The 17,446-nt window shown below is 73.5% G+C and carries 19 protein-coding genes; 11 read left to right on the plus strand and 8 right to left on the minus strand.

Features of this window, described 5'->3' with window-relative positions:
• Window positions 1–107 precede the first annotated feature (107 nt).
• The 3 genes from hmgA (at window position 108) to IE237_RS30875 (ending at window position 3,516) form a co-directional block, all read left to right on the plus strand.
• Entirely contained in the window at window positions 108–1,421 is a 1,314-nt protein-coding gene (gene hmgA / locus IE237_RS30865) for a homogentisate 1,2-dioxygenase (RefSeq protein WP_189805424.1), read from the plus strand.
• A gap of 40 nt (window positions 1,422–1,461) precedes the next feature.
• Window positions 1,462–2,211, plus strand: coding sequence for a GntR family transcriptional regulator (locus tag IE237_RS30870; protein ID WP_189805425.1), 750 nt, complete (start codon window positions 1,462–1,464; stop codon window positions 2,209–2,211).
• An 81-nt stretch (window positions 2,212–2,292) separates the two neighbouring features.
• Window positions 2,293–3,516, plus strand: a complete 1,224-nt coding sequence (locus IE237_RS30875) for a type ISP restriction/modification enzyme (protein WP_189805426.1) — start codon at window positions 2,293–2,295, stop codon at window positions 3,514–3,516.
• Here IE237_RS30875 and IE237_RS30880 read toward each other — a convergent pair.
• A complete protein-coding gene (locus IE237_RS30880; RefSeq protein ID WP_229842991.1) occupies window positions 3,503–4,321 on the minus strand; it encodes a TetR/AcrR family transcriptional regulator in 819 nt (272 codons plus the stop codon). The genes IE237_RS30875 and IE237_RS30880 overlap by 14 nt on opposite strands.
• 63 nt (window positions 4,322–4,384) lie before the next feature.
• Here IE237_RS30880 and IE237_RS30885 point away from each other — a divergent pair, with 63 nt between their 5' ends.
• The 3 genes from IE237_RS30885 (at window position 4,385) to IE237_RS30895 (ending at window position 7,355) form a co-directional block, all read left to right on the plus strand.
• Window positions 4,385–5,323: an ATP-binding cassette domain-containing protein gene (locus IE237_RS30885; protein ID WP_189805427.1), complete on the plus strand. Its 939-nt coding sequence runs from the start codon at window positions 4,385–4,387 to the stop codon at window positions 5,321–5,323.
• Window positions 5,320–6,096: an ABC transporter permease gene (locus IE237_RS30890; protein WP_189805428.1), complete on the plus strand. Its 777-nt coding sequence runs from the start codon at window positions 5,320–5,322 to the stop codon at window positions 6,094–6,096. The genes IE237_RS30885 and IE237_RS30890 overlap by 4 nt, the downstream gene beginning before the upstream one ends.
• 62 nt (window positions 6,097–6,158) lie before the next feature.
• Complete coding sequence (locus IE237_RS30895) at window positions 6,159–7,355, plus strand: CaiB/BaiF CoA transferase family protein (protein ID WP_189805429.1); 1,197 nt, start codon at window positions 6,159–6,161, stop codon at window positions 7,353–7,355.
• Window positions 7,356–7,514: 159 nt separating this feature from the next.
• Here IE237_RS30895 and IE237_RS30900 read toward each other — a convergent pair whose 3' ends face one another.
• Window positions 7,515–7,787, minus strand: coding sequence for a hypothetical protein (locus IE237_RS30900; RefSeq protein WP_189805430.1), 273 nt, complete (start codon window positions 7,785–7,787; stop codon window positions 7,515–7,517).
• 322 nt (window positions 7,788–8,109) lie between these two features.
• Here IE237_RS30900 and IE237_RS30905 point away from each other — a divergent pair, with 322 nt between their 5' ends.
• Entirely contained in the window at window positions 8,110–9,078 is a 969-nt protein-coding gene (locus tag IE237_RS30905) for a protein kinase domain-containing protein (RefSeq protein WP_189805431.1), read from the plus strand.
• Here IE237_RS30905 and IE237_RS30910 read toward each other — a convergent pair.
• Entirely contained in the window at window positions 9,062–9,868 is an 807-nt protein-coding gene (locus IE237_RS30910; protein WP_189805432.1) for an SGNH/GDSL hydrolase family protein, read from the minus strand. The two genes, IE237_RS30905 and IE237_RS30910, sit on opposite strands and share 17 nt — an antisense overlap.
• A gap of 212 nt (window positions 9,869–10,080) precedes the next feature.
• Here IE237_RS30910 and IE237_RS30915 point away from each other — a divergent pair, with 212 nt between their 5' ends.
• The gene (locus tag IE237_RS30915) at window positions 10,081–11,202 is read left to right on the plus strand and encodes a DUF5925 domain-containing protein (protein WP_370468318.1); all 1,122 of its coding nucleotides are present in this window, start codon (window positions 10,081–10,083) and stop codon (window positions 11,200–11,202) included.
• 62 nt (window positions 11,203–11,264) lie between these two features.
• Here the strand turns inward: IE237_RS30915 and IE237_RS30920 are convergent, their stop codons facing one another.
• Complete coding sequence (locus IE237_RS30920; RefSeq protein ID WP_189805434.1) at window positions 11,265–11,639, minus strand: GntR family transcriptional regulator; 375 nt, start codon at window positions 11,637–11,639, stop codon at window positions 11,265–11,267.
• Window positions 11,640–11,713: 74 nt separating this feature from the next.
• Between IE237_RS30920 and IE237_RS30925 the strand changes: the two genes are divergently transcribed.
• Together IE237_RS30925 and IE237_RS30930 are read left to right on the plus strand one after the other, a co-directional pair.
• Window positions 11,714–12,637, plus strand: coding sequence for a GNAT family N-acetyltransferase (locus tag IE237_RS30925; RefSeq protein ID WP_189805435.1), 924 nt, complete (start codon window positions 11,714–11,716; stop codon window positions 12,635–12,637).
• Window positions 12,618–13,097, plus strand: a complete 480-nt coding sequence (locus IE237_RS30930; RefSeq protein ID WP_189805436.1) for a ribonuclease FAU-1 family protein — start codon at window positions 12,618–12,620, stop codon at window positions 13,095–13,097. The genes IE237_RS30925 and IE237_RS30930 overlap by 20 nt, the downstream gene beginning before the upstream one ends.
• Here IE237_RS30930 and IE237_RS30935 read toward each other — a convergent pair.
• The 4 genes from IE237_RS30935 to IE237_RS30950 all read right to left on the minus strand — a co-directional run bounded on the left by IE237_RS30935 (window position 13,094) and on the right by IE237_RS30950 (window position 16,639).
• Window positions 13,094–13,501: a DUF6299 family protein gene (locus tag IE237_RS30935; RefSeq protein WP_189805437.1), complete on the minus strand. Its 408-nt coding sequence runs from the start codon at window positions 13,499–13,501 to the stop codon at window positions 13,094–13,096. The genes IE237_RS30930 and IE237_RS30935 overlap by 4 nt on opposite strands.
• Before the next feature lie 129 nt (window positions 13,502–13,630).
• Window positions 13,631–15,121 carry a tripartite tricarboxylate transporter permease gene (locus IE237_RS30940; RefSeq protein ID WP_189805438.1) on the minus strand — a complete coding sequence of 497 codons (1,491 nt, stop codon included), beginning with the start codon at window positions 15,119–15,121 and terminating at the stop codon, window positions 13,631–13,633.
• A 1-nt stretch (window position 15,122) separates the two neighbouring features.
• Entirely contained in the window at window positions 15,123–15,659 is a 537-nt protein-coding gene (locus IE237_RS30945; protein ID WP_189805439.1) for a tripartite tricarboxylate transporter TctB family protein, read from the minus strand.
• Entirely contained in the window at window positions 15,656–16,639 is a 984-nt protein-coding gene (locus tag IE237_RS30950) for a Bug family tripartite tricarboxylate transporter substrate binding protein (protein ID WP_189805440.1), read from the minus strand. Before IE237_RS30950 ends, IE237_RS30945 begins: the two co-directional genes overlap by 4 nt.
• 135 nt (window positions 16,640–16,774) lie before the next feature.
• Here IE237_RS30950 and IE237_RS30955 point away from each other — a divergent pair, with 135 nt between their 5' ends.
• Window positions 16,775–17,443: a response regulator gene (locus IE237_RS30955; protein WP_189805441.1), complete on the plus strand. Its 669-nt coding sequence runs from the start codon at window positions 16,775–16,777 to the stop codon at window positions 17,441–17,443.
• The last annotated feature ends 3 nt before the right edge of the window (window positions 17,444–17,446 follow it).

Genomic DNA, 17,446 nt, shown 5'->3' on the forward strand with positions numbered 1-17,446 from the left:
CACGCACCAATCCGCGCACGGGCCCTCGGCGCCCCGTTGACGTAGGCCGCGCGGAATCCTACGGTCATCCATAGGATTCCCTTGTGGGCTCAGGACAGGAGCGGGCGATGACCACGGAGCAGGCCAGGAAGACGGCCGAGGCGCTCACCTACAGCACCGGTTTCGGCAACGAGCACAGCTCGGAGGCGGTCCCGGGCGCGCTGCCGGACGGCCGCAACTCGCCGCAGCGCGCACCCCTCGGTCTCTACGCCGAGCAGCTCAGCGGCAGTGCCTTCACCGAGCCGCGGTCCCACAACCGCCGCTCCTGGCTCTACCGGATCCGCCCCTCGGCCGCGCACCCGCCGTTCACCCGGATCGACAACGGCACGCTCGCCGGCGCCCCCTTCACCGAGACCGTGCCCGACCCCAACCGGCTGCGCTGGAACCCGCTGCCCGAGCCGGCGCCCGGCACCGACTGGCTGGCGGGTCTGTGGACCCTCGGCGGCAACGGCGACGCGACGCAGCGCACCGGTATGGCCGTGCACCTGTACCACGCCAACGCCTCCATGGAGCGGGTCTTCGGCGACGCCGACGGCGAGCTGCTGATCGTCCCGGAGCGCGGCGGCCTCCTCCTCCGCACCGAGCTGGGCCTCCTCGCCGCCCACCCGGGCGAGGTGGCACTGATCCCGCGCGGCGTCCGCTTCCGGGTCGAGCTCCTCGACGAGACGGCCCGCGGTTACGTCTGCGAGAACTACGGCGCCCCGTTCCAGCTCCCGGACCTCGGCCCGATCGGCGCCAACGGCCTCGCCAACGCCCGTGACTTCCGCGCGCCGGTCGCCGCCTACGAGGACGTCGAGGGCCCGGTCGAGGTGGTCAACAAGTACTGCGGCAACCTGTGGTCGGCGACGTACGGCCACTCGCCGCTGGACGTCGTCGCCTGGCACGGCAACCACACCCCCTACGTCTACGACCTGCGCCGCTTCAACGTCATCGGGACGATCTCCTACGACCACCCCGACCCGTCGATCTTCACGGTCCTCACCGCGCCCTCCGACACCCCGGGGCTCGCGGGCGTCGACTTCGTGGTCTTCGCCCCGCGCTGGCTGGTCGGCGAGGACACCTTCCGCCCGCCGTACTTCCACCGGAACGTGATGAGCGAGTACATGGGCCTCATCGAGGGGGCCTACGACGCCAAGGCCGAGGGCTTCGTGCCGGGCGGCGGCTCGCTGCACAACATGATGTCGGCGCACGGCCCCGACCGGGAGACCTTCGACCGGGCCAGCGCCGCCGAGCTGAAGCCGCACAAGATCGACGACGGCCTTGCCTTCATGTTCGAGACCCGCTGGCCGGTGACCGCGACCCCGCAGGCCGCGGGCGCCGACCACCTGCAGAAGGGATACGACGACGTATGGCAGGGTCTTGAGCGCCACTTCCGGCCGTAATGTCTCGGCCGTAAGCCCGTAGCCTTCGTACGGAGATCCCGTGACCGCCTTCGCTCCCGACTCACTGGTCCTGAACCGCAAGCTGCCGCTCTGGTATCAGGTCTCGCAGTCGCTGCGCGCCTCGATACTGGGCCGCACGCCCGACGCCTCGCTGCGGCTGCCCACCGAGGAGCAGCTCGCGGCCCACTACGGCGTGAGCGTGCTGACCATGCGCCAGGCCCTCAAGGAGCTGGAGGCGGAGGGCCTGATCAGCCGGCACCGGCGGCGCGGCACCTTCATCGAGCCGGGCGCCCGGCGCTCCACCCCGCGCCGGCTGCTCGGCTCGATCGACGCGATCGTGGCCCAGCAGTCGGGCGAGCGGACGACGGTCCTCGGGCACGGCACCGAGCCGGTGCCCGGGGAGCTCGCGGAGTACTTCCCGGACGTGCCGGAGGTCATGGCGTACCGGCGGCTGCGCAGCGACGGGGAGAGCGGCGAGCCGACGAACTGGGCGGAGAACGCGGTGCGGCCCGAGCTCGCCGCCGCGATCGACCCGGCCGATCTGAAGCGCTGGCCGATGACGAAGGTGCTGCGGGACGTGGTCGGGGTGCGGATCAGCCGCATCACCGACACCGTCGAGGCCCGTCTCGCGGACCCGGAGACGGCGGGGCTGCTCCAGGTCCCGCTGCTGTCCCCGATCCTCCACTACACCGGCGTGACGTACGACGAGGACGGACGCGTCGTCGACGTGGCCCGCATCCGCTACCGCGGCGACCGCTTCTCCTTCACGGTCACGGTCGAAGCGCAGTAACCGACCGAAGCCCGGTCCGGTCGAAGCGCGGTCCGGTCGAAGCGCGCTGACGGTGGAAGCGCACGGACAGCCGTCGTTAGCATGCGGGGCGTGACGGAAGCCCCCCGAGCGGAAGCCCCCCGCGCCGATGACGCCCCTCTCCTCGACGAGCTGATGCCGTGGTCCGTGGCACCGCTGCGGTTCGGGCGGTCCTGGATCGTCGCCCCCGACGCCCGCACCCTGCGGATCCGCTGGGACCGGCTGGTGGCCGCCGAGGGCCCCGAGCGGGAGGCGCTCTTCCGGCCGAGCCGGGCGCGGACCCAGGCGAGCGCGGTGGGTGCGCTGCCCGGGCAGCGCACCGGCACCGCGCGGTTCGCGCGCGAGGCGGGGCCGTGCCCGGATCCGGTGCGGGTGGCGCACGGACCCTTCGACGAGCAGTGGCTGCTGCCGGACCACCGGTTGATCGACACCGCCCGCCCGGAGCTGTGGCGGGTCGCCGGGGAGCCGCAGCTCTTCGCCGTCGAGCAGGGGTACGTGCCGGGGGCGGCGGGGCCCGCGCTCCTGGTGACGGCGGCGCTGCCGGAGGGACGCTCCCCGGCGGGCCGGCCGGGCCGCATCCGGCCGCTGTTCCGGCGTCCCGGGGGCCTGGAGCCCAATCTCGCGCCGGGCCTGCTGGGCTTCCTGGGGAAGCGGTACGGGCGCGAGGTCGACGCCCATGACTGGCTGGCGTGGACGGTGGCGGCGGCCCTGCCCTCCCCCGCCGGGTGCCGTGTCCCGCTTCCCGCGGACCCGGAGGCGTGGGCGGCGGGCGTGGCGCTCGGCCGGGAGCTCGCCGATGTGCAGCTGCGGGGCGCCCTGAGCGGGACGAGGCCCCGGCTGCCGGGTGGGCGCCGGCCCTATGTGCGGGCGGCGGTCCCGGCGCGGCCTGCGGCGATGACGTACGACCCCGAGGCCGAGGCGCTCGACGTCGGCGGGGGCCTGATCTCCCCCGTACCGGCGGAGGCCTGGGAGTTCCGGGTCGGCGGGGTGCGGGTCCTGGAGCAGTGGTTCGCGCACCGGACGGCCCCGGCGGAGCGCGGCTCCCTGGAGGCGATCGGGCCGGCGGCCTGGCCGCAGGAGTGGACCTCGGAGCTGCTCGACCTGGTCACGGTGCTCGCGCTGCTCGGGTCGCGGGAGCCGGAGCGGGCCCGCTTCGCCGAGAGGGCGGTGGGCCGGGAGGAGCTGCGCGCCGCCGGGGTGCTGCCGCCGCCGGACCGGTCCCGCCGTCCCGCGTCCGTGCTGGACCATCAGGAGGAGGGCCCGGAGGGGCAGTTCATGCTTCTATGACCGGCTCTCCCGTGACCGGCTCGCCTGCGACCGGCTCTCCTGTGACCGGCTCTCCTGTGACCGGCTCTCCCGTGACCGGCTCTCCCGTGACGGGAGGGGCGAACGAGTCGAGCAGGCGGGCGATGGTCATCGCGAAGATCTCGTCCGCGTCGACGGGGGCGGCGGGGGCCTCGGCGAGCAGTCCGGCGAGGTGCGGGTAGCGGCCGGTGGCCACCTGCCCCATCAGGTAGGCACCGCGCACCGCCTGTTCCTCCGCCTCGGACCAGGGCAGTCCGCGGGCGCGTTCGGCGATGGCCTGTTCGTTGGCGACGGTCGCCATGACGGTGCCGTTGACCATGGCGATCAGCTGCATCTTCAGCCCGGCGGGCACGTCCAGCGGGGCGAGGCAGCCGAGGCACCACTCCAGGAAGCGCAGGGCGTTGGGGCTGAAGCCGTAGGCGGTGGTCATCACCCGGGCCAGCCAGGGGTGGCGGTACATGATCGCGCGGCTCTGGTGGGCGATCGCGGTCATGTCGGCGCGCCAGTCGCCGCTGGGCTCCTCGGGGAGGTCGTACTCGCCGCTGACGGCGTCGACCATCAGCTCGTACAGGTCCTCCTTGCGGGGGACGTAGTTGTAGAGCGACATGGTGCCGCAGCCGAGTTCGGCGGCGACGCGGCGCATGGAGACCGCGTCGATGCCGTCCGCGTCGGCGATGCGGACGGCCGCGTCCACGATGTCCCGCCGGCTGTAGGCCGGTTTCGGGCCGCGGCCCGCGCGCTCGGGCCGCGCCCAGATCACTTCCGGTTCGGCCGCTCGGCCCGCCATGGATCATCACCTCGCTCCCCATCGTAGTTACGTACGCCGTACGTAGTGGGGTATGGTCACGCCATGACGACTACGTACGCTGTACTTAGTGAAGGCCTGCGGAAGCGTTACGGCGACGTCCACGCCCTCCGCGGCCTCGATCTCGCCGTCCCCGAGGGCACGGTCTGCGGCGTCCTCGGCCCCAACGGCGCCGGCAAGACCACCGCCGTCCGCGTCCTCACCACGCTGGTCACGCCCGACGCGGGCAGCGCGCTGGTCGCGGGCCACGACGTGGTGCGCGACCCGGCGGGGGTACGGAAGCGGATCGCGGTCACCGGGCAGTACGCCTCCGTCGACGGCGACCTCACCGGAGCCGAGAACCTGCGGCTCTTCGCCCGGCTCCTGCGCGCCCCGCGCTCCCGCGCCGACGAGCTCCTGGAGCGGTTCGGCCTGACCGCCGCGGCCGGACGGCCCGCCCGCACCTACTCCGGCGGCATGCGGCGCCGCCTGGACCTGGCGGCGAGCCTCCTCGTGCCGCCGCGGGTGCTCTTCCTCGACGAGCCCACGACCGGACTCGACCCGCACAGCCGCAACGGGATCTGGGACGCCGTGCGGGAGCTGGCGGACCAGGGCACGACCGTGCTGCTCACCACGCAGTACCTGGAGGAGGCCGACCAGCTCGCCGACGACATCGTGCTGATCGACGAGGGGCGGGCCGCGCAGCGCGGCACCCCGGCCGAACTGAAGGCGCTCGTCGGCAGCTACGCCGAGGTCGTCGTCGCCGGCCCGTCGTCCCTCGAAGCGGCCGCGGCCGTCCTCGACCAGCTGACCGGTTCGGTGCCGGTCCTGGACGCCGAGCGGCGCACGGTCGGCGCGGTGACCACGGACACCACGCTCACCCTCCCCCGGATCGTCCGGGAGATCGACGCCGCCGGGGTCCACATCATCGACGCCTCGCTGCGTCCGCCCACCCTCGACGAGGTGTTCCTGCGCCTCACCGACCGGAAGGAGCTCGTCGCGTGAGCGCCCTCGTGCACGACGGGACCGCCGTCCTCGGCCGCCACCTCCAGCGGATCAGGCACGCGCCCGCGATCACCGTCATGACGCAGACGATGCCGATCGTCTTCCTGCTCTTCTTCGGGTACGTCTTCGGCAGCGCGCTCGCCGCGCCCGGCGCCGAGTACCGGGCCTTCCTGGTCCCCGGCATGCTCGTCGCGACAGCGGCGGGCGGCCTGATGACGGGCATGTTCCAGGCCGCGCAGGATTCCCACCGGGGCGTCATGGACCGCTTCCGGACCATGCCCGTGAGCCGGGCCGCCGTCCCCCTCGGGCAGGCGCTCGCCGACCTCCTCGCGAGCGCCGCCGGCACGATCCCGCTGATCCTCGTCGGCCTCGCGATGGGCTGGCGGATCGAGGGCACGCTCCCCGAGGCCCTGGGCGCCTTCGGCCTGCTGCTGCTCTTCCGCTTCGCGACGACGTGGGTCGGCATCCTGCTCGGCCTGGCGTCGAAGAGCGAGGAGGCGGCCGGGCAGCTGGGCAGCGCCACGTTCATGCTGCCGCTGCTCTCGAACGCGTACATCCCCACCGACGGCATGCCCGGCTGGCTGCGGACGGTCGCCGAGTGGAACCCGATCTCGGCGGTCACCACGGCGGTACGGGAGCTCTTCGGCAACGCGCAGGTCCCGGCGGACGCGGCCTGGCCGGTGGCCCACCCGGTCGCGGGCGCGCTGCTCTGGTCGCTCGGCCTCGTCGCCGTCTTCGCCCCGCTCGCGGTGCGCCGCTACGCCCGGGGCTGACGGGCCCGCGTGACGTACCCCCTGATGACAGGAGGCGTACGGGCACGGTAGGCAGGACGGTCATGAGCACTCAGCCACTCCCCCTCGCCGGGGTCACGGTCGTCGCCGTCGAACAGGCCGTCGCCGCCCCCTTCGCCACCCGCCAGCTCGCCGACCTCGGCGCGCGCGTCGTCAAGATCGAGCGCCCCGACGGCGGGGACTTCGCCCGGGGGTACGACACGGCCGCCCGGGGCCTGGCCTCGCACTTCGTGTGGTGCAACCGCGGCAAGGAGTCGGTGGCGGTCGACCTCAAGGACCCCCGGGGCCTGGCGCTCGTCCGGCGGATGGTGGCCGGCGCCGACGTCTTCGTGCAGAACCTGGCGCAGGGCGCGGCGGCCCGCCTCGGCCTCGACGCCGCCACCCTCTGCGCGGCGCACCCGCGGCTGATCGCGGTGGACGTCTCGGGGTACGGGGCGGAGGGGCCGTACGCGCACAAGCGGGCGTACGACATGCTCGTCCAGTGCGAGGCGGGCCTGGTGTCGGTGACCGGCACGCCCGAGCATCCGGTCAAGTCGGGGATCCCCGCCGCCGACATCGCGGCCGGGATGTACGCCTTCTCCGGCGTCCTCGCGGCCCTCGTCCGGCGCGGCACGACCGGCAGGGGCGGTCCGGTGGAGGTCTCCCTGCTCGACTCGCTGGCCGAGTGGATGGGGCATCCGCTGCACCACGGGATGCATGGGGGCACGACCCCGGCGCGCACGGGGCTCGCGCACGCGGTGATCGCCCCGTACGACGCCTATCCGACGGCGGACGGCGGTCTGGTGCTGCTCTCCGTGCAGAACGACCGGGAGTGGCGGCGGCTCGCCGAGCGGGTCCTCGGCCGGCCCGAGCTGGCCGGGGACCCGGAGTTCGCGACGAACACGGCGCGGGTGGCGGGGCGCGCGGCGACGGACGCGGTGGTCGCGGCGGCGCTCGCCCCGCTGACGGCGGCCGAGGCGCTGGCCCGGCTCGACGCGGCGGGCATCGCCTGCGCGCGGCTCAACTCGGTCGCGGAGCTGGCGGATCATCCGCAGCTGACGGCCCGTGACCGCTGGCGGGCGGTGGAGTCCCCGGTGGGACCGCTGCGTTCGCTGCTGCCGCCGATCGTGTTCCCGGACGCGCCGGAGCCCCGGATGGACCGGATCCCGGCCCTCGGGCAGGACACGGACGAGGTGCTGGCCGAGCTCGGGGTGCCGGAGGCGGAGGTGAAGGAGCTGCGGGGCGCGGGCGTGATCGCCTGACGGGGAGCGGGGCGAGCACGGGCGGGGCACGGGGCCGCCGCACGGCTGGGCGGGACGTCCCGGGGCAGGACGGAACGCCGGACGGGCGGGGACACGTCCGGCGGGGTCGCGATCGGGGCCGTACGGGCGGCCGAAGGCTCCGTCCCGGCCGACGGCCCGCTAGTGGCGCGTGCCGAAGAGCGAGCGGCGCAGTCGGCGGAGCGGGGCGAAGAGCGAGACCCGCGCGCTGCGGCTGCGGTGGCTGTGCACCGGCGCCTCGTGCGAACGCGCCGTCAGTTCCCGCATGAGCAGCGTCGCCTCGGCCACCTCGCGCTGGGGCACGGCGGGGCCGCCGAGCACCGCGAGATGGCGGTCGAGCCGCGAACTGGTCGCGCTGCTCCCGCAGGTGATGGCAGGCACTCGCGGCCTGCTGCGCATTGCTATCTGTTCCATGTCACTCCCCACCCGTACAAGGGCACCCGGCCCGGGCAGGTTAACCCTATCGCTCCATCGCGACACCCGTGTATCCCGGCGGCGGGATTCACCGCACTCGTACGGGGGTTGACGGTCACTGTCCGAATACATCTGATTCCAGGGCGAGTTGGACAGCACTCGAACACCTGCCGAACCATCACGAACCATCCTGCACTCCGGACCGTCATCCACGGACACGCGGACCGGTGTGATCTCCACCACCAAGATCACCGCAGCACCTCGGGGCGCGGACCGGCGCAGGACCGGAGCCGGCGGAACCCCCCTCGGCTACCGTGGATCCATGACGGTGATCGCGGGTCGTTACCGGCTGCTCGACGTCCTCGCCGAGGGGACCACGGGCACCGTCTGGCGCGCCCTGGACGAGACGGACCGCCGCGAGGTGGCCCTCAAGGAGTTCCGCGCCCCGGCCGGACTGCCCGCCGACGAGGTGCCCCTGCTGTACGCGCGACGGGAGCGCGAGGCCCGGGCCGCCGCCCGGATCTCCCACCCCTCCGTCGTACGGGTCCTCGGCGTGGCCACCGAGGACGGCCGGCCCTGGGTCGTGACCGAGCTGGTCCGCGGCCTCAGCCTCGCCGAGACCCTGGACGCGGGCGGTCCGCTGCCCGAGCGGGAGGCCGCACGGGTCGGCGCCGAGGTCCTGGCCGGCCTGCGGGCCGCCCGGGAGGCGGGCGTACCGCACCGGGGCGTGGGGCCGGGGCAGGTGCTCCTCGCGAACGACGGGCGGGTCGTCGTCACCGGGTTCGGCGGCGCGCCGGCCGACACCGGCCCGGAGACGGATCTGCGCACCCTCGGGGCGCTCCTGGAGGCGGCGGCGGACGACCGGTCCGGGGCGCTGGGTGCCGTGGTCGACGAGCTGACGGGCGAGGAGCTCACCGTGACGGCCGCTCAGGTCGAGGGCGAGCTGCGCCAGGTGGCCGCGACGGGCACGCGGAGGACGGAGGCGGAGCCGGTGACGGCGTCCACCCCGCCCCGGACCGGCCGGGGCGACGACGACGGCGCCCCTTCACGGGCCGGGACCTCGCCGGCGCCGGCCGGACGGACGGGGCCGCGACGCGCGGCGCCCCGACGGGGACCCGTCCTCGTGGCCGGGATCGTCGGGGCGCTGCTGATCGTGGGCGTGCTGGTGTATCAGGCGGTTCGGGACGACGGACCGGACACCGGGCCGGGGCCGGCCGGTGTCACGAGCACCGCTCCGGCGGGGCCCGGCGCCACGGGCGCCGGCGACGGACCGGCTACACCGCGCCCCTGAAGGAGGGCAGGTAGCCGCCGGACTGTCCGGCGGCGGTCGGGTGGTACGACTCGCCGATGTTGAGCCAGTTGACGCTGTGCAGCCAGGCGGAGCCCGAGCAGATCTCGTGCCCGGTGAAGGCGGGGACGACACTGGCGAAGGTGAAGCCGTGGTCGGCGGCTCGCTTGGCGACGGCCGCGTTGAGGTAGTCGGAGGCGCCGTTGATGGCACTGCGCTCGTTCTCGCTCAGGCCGGCGACACAGCCGCCGCCGAGCTGGTAGAAGCGCGGGTAGCCGAGGACGACGACGTGGGCGGCGGGGGCCTTGCCGCTGATGGCGTTGTAGACGGAGTCGAGCTTGCCGGGGAGCGTGGAGTCCACGTAGGCCTTGGCCTGATTCACACGGCTGATGCAGGTGGCCTCGGACTGCAGCACACAGGTCGTCATGACGTCGGCGAAACCGGCGTCATTTCCCCCGATCGTGAGGGACACCAGGTCGGTGGCGGCCGAGAGGGGTCCGAGCTGATTCGCGGTCACATCACCCGTTCGGGCGCCCGAGCAGGCGGTGAACGCGAACGAGGAGGGGGCGTTCGCGTTCTTCCAGAGGACCGGATACGCCTTCGTGGAGCGCTTGCAGTCGCCGCTGGCGCTGTCGTAACTCCCTGAGCCGACACCGGAGGAGTACGAGTCCCCCAGGGCCACGTAGTCGAGTGCGGCGGTCTCGGCGGCCTGGGCGGCGCCCGCCCCGGTGAGGGCGAGGACGGCGCCGAGCAGGAGCGAGGACGAAAGGGCGGCAAAACGGGACAGTCTCATGGAACCTCCCTGTAGCAGGATCTCTGCGTTACCAGGTAGTAGCATCGGATCCGCCGGACCGGAAGTGTTCATGTCAAAACTGGGAGTGAACGTCAGCCGATCCTCCGTCAGGGACCGTCGAGATCAAGCCATTTGATGAGACCTCGCAGGGCTGCGGGCCGAGGCCGCAAAACCCGGTGCGCGGTCCCCTCGCCTGCCGGATCATGGGCGCCATGTCTGACACCCCCTCCGTACCGTCCGTCTCGCGGCAGTCACCGACCACGTCGCTGCCCGTCATCGTCAACCTCGACGACAGCGACTCGCCGGGGGACGTCCTGGACGCGCTGTTCCTCGACCGCTTCGCGACCGGGGAGCAGCCCCACGCGCACAGCACCACCCTGGACCGGGCGAAGCCCGACGCGACGCTGCTCCCCGAGGGGGCCCGGGTGCTGCGGGCCGCCAAGGACGACGACCGCAGCTCGGTGCTCGCCGAGGGCGAGGGCTGGACGATCCTCTCCTCCCGCTGGAACCGGCGGGCGGACGTGACCGTCACGGCGACCGACCCGGAGCTGGCGAAGCGGATCCTCGACGAGGCCACGGACGGGGCGAAGGACGAGCCGGAGCCGGAGCCCGACGACGTGACGATGGGCTTCTGGTACGTGGCTCCGCAGCGCGGCCCGCGCCGCATGACCCGCAGCATCAGCGCCGGGACCTGGGAGGAGGTCAGGCCCAACTACGCGGCGCCGGTGGCCGACGCGATGGACCGGCTGATGAAGGTGACCCCCGAGGACATCACCGGCCGGCTCCTGCTGCTCCACGGTCCGCCGGGCACGGGCAAGACCTCGGCGCTGCGGACGCTGGCCCGCGCGTGGCAGGACTGGTGCCAGGTGGACTGCGTGCTCGACCCGGAGCGGCTGTTCAACGACATCGGCTATCTGATGGACATCGCCATCGGCGAGGACGACGGCACGTCGAAGGAGCGCTGGCGGCTGCTGCTCCTGGAGGACTGCGACGAGCTGATCCGGGGCGGGGCGAAGCACACGGCGGGGCAGGCCCTGTCGCGGCTGCTCAACCTGACGGACGGGCTGCTCGGCCAGGGGCGCAACGTCCTGGTCGGCGTCACCACCAACGAGGACCTGGAGCGGCTGCATCCGGCGGTCGTCCGACCGGGCCGCTGCCTGGCCCGGATCGAGGTCGGGCCGCTGAGCCGGGCCGAGTCGGTGGAGTGGCTCGGCCGCGAGGAGGACGTGCCGCGCGAGGGCGCGACGCTGGCGGAGCTGTTCGCGCTGCGCCGCGGCACGCCCTCGGCGGACCTCCCGGAGCCCCGCACGGCGGGGGCGGGTCTCTACCTGTAACGCCCGGAGAAGGAGCCGCCGGTCCGGAACGCCCGTCCCCTGCCCCGTACCGGACGGTCCCGTCAGTCGTCGTACGCCGCCCGCAGGGCCTCGCTCAGGGCCGCCTCCGCGGCCTCGCGGCTGAGGCCCAGACGGCGGGCCTCCTCGACGTACTGCGCGGCGGCGGTGGCGGCGCGGCGGGTCGCCGCGTCACCGGCGGCGGCGACGAAGGTGCCGTGGCGCCCGCGCGTCTCGATGACTCCGTCGGCCTCCAGGGCCTTGTACGCCTTGGCGACCGTGTTCGCGGCGAGGCCCAGCTGCTCCGCGAGCCCCCGTACCGTCGGCAGCTTGTATCCGACCGGCAGTCTGCCCGACCGGGCCCGCTCCGAGATCTGGGCTCGCAGTTGTTCGTAGGGAGCGGTGGTGGATCCGTGGTCCACGGCGATGGTGAGTGTCACCCCGCCGATTCTGCCCCCACCCCACCGGAAAATGGGAGGCGGCGGTGCGTCCCGCGCCCGTAGCGTGCCACCCCATGACTGTGATCGTCCGTGATGTACGGCCCTCTGACGCCGAGGGCTTCGCCCGGGTCCGCCGCGCCGCGGTGCCCCACATGCTCGCGACCGCCGAGCAGTGCGCCTTCGACTGGGCGCACGCCCACCCCGACAGCCACGCACGCCCCCTCGTCGCCGTGACCGAGGACGATGAGGTCATCGGGACCGTGCAGCTGAGAATCGCCCACGACGCCCCGGAGCCCGGGATCGGCTCCGTCAACGTGTACGTGGACCCCCGGCGCCTGGGCCTCGGGGCGGGGACGCTGCTGCTGCGGGCCGCCGAGGAGCACCTCGCCGAGCGGGGAGCGCACACGCTGTACAGCTGGGTCGTGGACGAGCCGGCGAGCCGCGCGTGGGCCGAGCGGCGCGGCTACGCGCCCAGCCGTTCCGCGCACTTCCTGCGGCTCGACCTGACGACGGCCGAGCTGCCGCCGCTGGAGGACCTGCCGGCCGGTGTCGAGCTGCGTACGGCCGAGGACTTCGCGGCCGATCCCCGGCCGCTGTTCGAGCTGGACTCGGTGACGACGGCGGACGAGCCGGGCGATGTCGGCGCGGAGCTGGACGACTACGCGCACTGGCTGGAGGCCACCTGGGGCCATCCGCTGCTGGACCGGGCGCTGACGACGGTCGCCGTGGTGGACGGGGTGCCGGCGGCCTTCACCGCGGCGCAGACGGACGGTCTGGGCCGGTACTCCTCGGGGATGACCGGTACCGCGCCCGCGTTCCGGGGGCGCGGGCTCGCGAAGCTCGCCAAGAACGCCTCGCTGCACCGGGCGAGGGCCGCGGGCTGCGTGGAGGCGTTCACGAGCAACGACGCGGACAACGGGCCGATGCTGGCGATCAACGAATGGTTCGGATACGAGATCGGCGCGACGGAGGTGCGGCATGTCCGGACGATCGATTGAGATCACCCTGACGAAGGCGGGCCGGACGAAGATCCGTTACCCGGCCGAGGTGCTGTCGGAGGAGGGTCCCCGGCTCTCGGTGCGCGCCCCGTGGGCGGCCGAGGGGGTGCGGGACTTCGGCTTCGTGCGCTTCGAGCCGGGTGACGTGTTCGTGGAGCACTACTGGCGCGACCGCTGGTTCACGGTCAAGGAGGTGTGGTCGGCCGACGGCTCCCTGAAGGGCTGGTACTGCGACATCACCCGGCCGGCCGTGATCGACGGTTCGGGGGTGGCGGTCGAGGACCTGGACCTGGACCTGTGGGTGTCGGCGGACGGCAGCGAGGTGCTGCGGCTCGACGAGGACGAGTTCGCGGCGAGCGGTCTCGCCGCCTCCGACCCGGAGGCGGCGGCCCGTGCCGTGGTGGCCCTCGACGAGCTGGAGGTGCTCGGCCGGAAGGGCCTGATCGACCTGCTGGGTTAGCGCAGTTCGACGTCCGCCTGCTCGGCGGCGCGGAAGCCGGGCAGCGGCAGGCCCGACTCGCCGGCCGTGAGCTGCAGGAGGGTGGCCTCGACCCGGGCGGCTCCCGGACGGTAGGCGGGCTCCTTCACGACGGCGCTGTTGGTCCAGGTGTGGAGGTGCCCGTCGCAGACGGCGCGGGTGCCGCCGATGCCGGTGGAACGGCTCCCCTGCTTGAGGGTGGAGCTGACGAAGACCGGGCCCTCGCTGTCGTCGAGGCAGCGGTACGTGCCGGAGACGGTGACCGTCGCGTCGGCGACGGTGCCGTACTCGTCGACGGTGAGGCCGTCGGCCCCTCGCGCGTGGGCGAGAGGGGCGACGACAGCGGTGAGCAGGGCTGCTGCGGCGAGGACGAGTCGGACGCGCATGGGTGGGGGTCCCTTCGGGGGTGGGGGGGGAAGGTGCTGCCCGCCAGGGATACCGGATCCGGCCTCCGACTGTCCGAGACTCACCCCATCGGGGGCGAGTTGGAGACGGCCGCGCATACCGTCGTACGGTCAGTGCGGAGTGCGCCGGGCGGTCGCCCTCCTCACCAGCGGCCAGGCGAGCAGCACGAGGACGACCGTGTAGACGGTGACCGAGAACGGGGTGTTCACCAGGCCCGTGAGCGAGCCGTCGCTGATCTGGAGCGCGCGGCGCAGCTGCTGTTCGGCGGCCGGGCCGAGGATGACACCGATGACCGCCGGCAGGACCGGAAGGCCGTAGCGCCGCATCCCGAGGCCGATCAGGCCGATGACGAGCAGCACGACCAGGTCGAGCGCCTCGCCGCCCACCGCGTACGCGCCGACGGCGGCGAAGAAGAGGATGCCGGCGTAGAGGTACGGGCGCGGGATGCGCAGCAGCTTGGCCCAGACCGGCGCCAGCGGCAGGTTGAGCGCGAGCAGCAGCACCATGCCGACGAACAGCGAGGCGATGAGGCCCCACACGAGCTCGGGCTCCCGCTCGAAGAGCAGCGGGCCGGGCTGGATGCCGTACTGCTGGAACGCGGCCAGCATCACGGCGGCGACGGCGGTCGTGGGCAGGCCGAGGGTCAGCATGGAGACGAGCGTGCCGGCGGCGGAGGCCGAGGCGGCGGACTCGGGTCCGGCCACGCCCTCGATGGCGCCCTTGCCGAACTGGTCCTTGTGCTTCGAGAGCCGCTTCTCCGTGACGTACGAGAGGAAGGTCGGGATCTCCGCGCCGCCGGCCGGGATCGCGCCGAACGGGAAGCCGATGAGGGGACCGCGCAGCCAGGACTTCCAGGTGCGCCGCACGTCGTCGCCGCCGAGCCAGGGGCGGCCGACCGGGATGGCCTCCCCCGCCGTGCGGCGCAGGTGCGCGGCGACCCAGAGGGCCTCGCCGATCGCGAAGAGTCCGACCGCGACGATGACGACGTCGACGCCGTCGGCGAGCTGGAGGGAGCCGAAGGTGAGGCGCTGCTGCCCGGTCATCTGGTCGAGGCCGACCAGACCGATCGTGAGGCCGATGAGCAGTGAGGCGAGGCCGCGGATGCGGGAGGAGCCGAGGACGGAGGTCACCGCGATGAAGGCGAGGACCATGAGGGCGAGGTAGTCGGGGGCGCCGATGTCGACGGCGAGCGCGGCGACGGTCGGGGCGAGGACGACGAGCAGGATCGTGCCGATCATGCCGCCGGCGAAGTGGCCGATGGCGGCGGCCGCGAGGGCCTGTGCGCCGCGGCCGGCCTTGGCCATCGGGTTGCCCTCGATGGCGGCGACGACGGCCGCGCTCTCGCCGGGGGTGTTGAGGAGGATCGAGGTGGTGGAGCCGCCGAACATGGCGCCGTAGTAGATGCCGGCGAACATGATGAACGCGCCGGTCGGTTCGAGCCCGTAGGTGACGGGGAGCAGCAGGGCGACGGCCATGGCGGGGCCGATGCCGGGCAGGACGCCGATGGCCGTGCCGAGGAGCACGCCGATGGCGGCCCACAGCAGGTTCATCGGGGTGAGGGCCGTCCCGAAGCCGTCGATGAGGGAGTTCAGGGAATCCATGTCAGATCACTCCCATCAGCGGGCCGCCGGGCAGCGGGACGCCGAGCAGCTGGTCGAAGACGGCGTAGGTGAGGAGCGAGAGGACGGCCGCGATCAGCGGGTCCCGGTGGAGGTGCCGGCTGCCGAGGGCGTAGGCCGCGCCCCAGAAGAGGAGGGCGCCGGCGAGGGGGAAGCCGAGGGGGCCGATGAGGACGGCGAAGGCGAGGAACACGCCTGCGAGGAGCAGGACGGTGCGCCAGTCGGCGGGTTCGGTCAGGTCGACGTCCTCGCCGCCCTCCGCCTCGCCCCGGCCGCCGCGCAGCACGTCGACGGTGAGGAGGACGGCGACGGCGAGGAGACCGCAGCCGACGACGACGGGCACGGTCGCGGGGCCGACCGGGCCGCGTCCCGCGACATCGGCGTCGAGGGTGAGGGCGTCGGTGAGGACGAGGACGCCCAGCAGGAACAGCAGGGCGCCGACGCCGAGTTCGGATCGCCCCCGCAGCCAGGTCTTCACGGTGGATCCGGTCGTCGGCCGGGTCTTGGCGGTGGTGGTCACAGTCCGAGCTCCTTGAGGACGGAGCCGACCCGCCGGTCCTGCTCGGTGAGGAAGGTGCCGAACTCCGCGCCGGGCAGGAAGGCGTCGTTCCAGCCGTGTGTCTTCAGCGACTCGCGCCACTGCGGGGAGTCGTGCAGCTCGGTCACGAGGGCGACGAGCTTCTCGCGCTCGGCGTCGGAGAGGCCGGGCGGGGCGACGATGCCGCGCCAGTTGGTGAACTCGGTGTCGAGGCCGGCCTCGCGGAGCGTGGGGGCGTCGAGGCCGGGGACGCGCTCGGGGCCGGTGACGGCGAGGAGGCGCAGCTCCCCCGCCTTGATCTGGTCGAGGTACTCGCCGACGCCGGAGACGCCGAAGCCGACCTTGTTGCCGAGGATGGAGGCGAGGAGTTCGCCGCCGCCGTCGAAGGGCACGTAGTTGACGTCCTTCGGCGCGATCCCGGCGGCCTGCGCCATCAGCATCGGGGCGAGGTGGTCGGGGCCGCCGGGCGAGGAGCCACCGCCGACGGGCAGCTTGCCGGGGTCCTTCTTCCAGGCCGCGAGCAGCTCCTGGATCGTCTTGTACGGGGAGTCCTTGCCGACCACGACGATGTCCTGCTCCTCGGTGAGCCGGGCGATCGGGGTGGTGTCGGCGAGGGTCCTGGGCGTCTTGTTGGTGTGCACGGCGCCGACGACACCGAGGCCCATGGACATGGCGAGGCGGCCGTTGCCGCGTTCGCCGACGAGCCGGGTGAGGCCGACGGTGCCGCCCGCGCCGGGCAGGTTGAAGACCTCGACGTCGCCGGTGAGGCCGGCTTCCTCGGCGTTCTTCGCCGCGGTGCGGGCGGTGATGTCGTATCCGCCGCCGGGGGTGTTGGGGACCATGAAGCGCAGGCCGGGTATCGCGGTGCCCGTGTCGGAGCCGGTGCCCGGGCTGAGCAGCGGCGGACCCACGAGCACCAGGAGAGCCGCCCCGACGAGGGCGAAGGGGGTGCGCAACCGCACGTGTGCCGCCTCTCAGATAGGAGGGAAAAGGGGGTGTGAGGTGGCCCACATGTTGCCCTCGCGTTAAGAAGCTGTCTCTCTTCCGCAATCAACGGACGTTGTGGTCGTTGTGGTCGGGACCTAGCGTGGGTCGGCGTGACGAAGGTGCTGGTCGTGGACGACGACTTCATGGTCGCCAAGCTGCACTGCCGCTACGTGTCGGCGGTGCCGGGCTTCACCGTGTCCGGGGTCGCCCACAGCGGGGCCGAGGCGCTCCGCGCGGCCGACCGGCTCCGCCCCGACCTGGTGCTCCTCGACGTCTTCCTGCCGGACATGGACGGGGTGCGGGTGCTGCGCGAGCTGCGCGCCGCCGGTCTGGGCATGGACGCGCTCTTCATCACGGCGGCGCGGGACGTGGGCACGATCCGCTCGGCGCTGCGCGCCGGGGCCCTGCACTATCTGATCAAGCCGTTCACCCAGGCCGCCCTGCACGAGCAGCTGCGGCACGTCGCCTCCCTCCGCAGCCGCCTCGACGAGCTCGACGAGGCCCGCCAGGAGGACGTCGACCAGATCTTCGGCACCCGCCCCCGCGGCTCCCGCGAGCTCCCGAAGGGTCTCGCCGCCCCCACGGCCGACCTGGTCGACTCCGTCCTCCGGGCGCACCCGGAGGGCCTGTCGGCGACGGAGTGCGCGGAAGCGGGCTCCCTGTCCCGCGTGAGCGCCCGCCGCTACCTGGAGTACTTCGCGGAGACGGGCCGCGCGGAGGTCACCCTCCGCTACGGCGGCACGGGCCGGCCGGAGCGGCGGTACCGGCGGCTGGGGTGAGGC

Origin of the sequence: Streptomyces tanashiensis, assembly GCF_014648895.1 — a bacterium.
In the GTDB taxonomy this organism is placed as follows: domain Bacteria; phylum Actinomycetota; class Actinomycetes; order Streptomycetales; family Streptomycetaceae; genus Streptomyces; species Streptomyces tanashiensis.

Bases quoted from the DNA above. Each gene is read 5' to 3' on its own strand.
- IE237_RS30910 (WP_189805432.1), bottom strand. From the start codon at position 9,868: ATGAGACTGTCCCGTTTTGCCGCCCTTTCGTCCTCGCTCCTGCTCGGC.
- IE237_RS30895 (WP_189805429.1), top strand. From the start codon at position 6,159: ATGAGCACTCAGCCACTCCCCCTCGCCGGGGTCACGGTCGTCGCCGTC.
- IE237_RS30930 (WP_189805436.1), top strand. From the start codon at position 12,618: ATGTCCGGACGATCGATTGAGATCACCCTGACGAAGGCGGGCCGGACG.
- IE237_RS30885 (WP_189805427.1), top strand. From the start codon at position 4,385: ATGACGACTACGTACGCTGTACTTAGTGAAGGCCTGCGGAAGCGTTAC.
- IE237_RS30875 (WP_189805426.1), top strand. From the start codon at position 2,293: ATGCGGGGCGTGACGGAAGCCCCCCGAGCGGAAGCCCCCCGCGCCGAT.
- IE237_RS30935 (WP_189805437.1), bottom strand. From the start codon at position 13,501: ATGCGCGTCCGACTCGTCCTCGCCGCAGCAGCCCTGCTCACCGCTGTC.
- IE237_RS30905 (WP_189805431.1), top strand. From the start codon at position 8,110: ATGACGGTGATCGCGGGTCGTTACCGGCTGCTCGACGTCCTCGCCGAG.
- IE237_RS30925 (WP_189805435.1), top strand. From the start codon at position 11,714: ATGACTGTGATCGTCCGTGATGTACGGCCCTCTGACGCCGAGGGCTTC.
- IE237_RS30940 (WP_189805438.1), bottom strand. From the start codon at position 15,121: ATGGATTCCCTGAACTCCCTCATCGACGGCTTCGGGACGGCCCTCACC.
- hmgA (WP_189805424.1), top strand. From the start codon at position 108: ATGACCACGGAGCAGGCCAGGAAGACGGCCGAGGCGCTCACCTACAGC.
- IE237_RS30880 (WP_229842991.1), bottom strand. From the start codon at position 4,321: ATGGCGGGCCGAGCGGCCGAACCGGAAGTGATCTGGGCGCGGCCCGAG.
- IE237_RS30915 (WP_370468318.1), top strand. From the start codon at position 10,081: ATGTCTGACACCCCCTCCGTACCGTCCGTCTCGCGGCAGTCACCGACC.
- IE237_RS30900 (WP_189805430.1), bottom strand. From the start codon at position 7,787: ATGGAACAGATAGCAATGCGCAGCAGGCCGCGAGTGCCTGCCATCACC.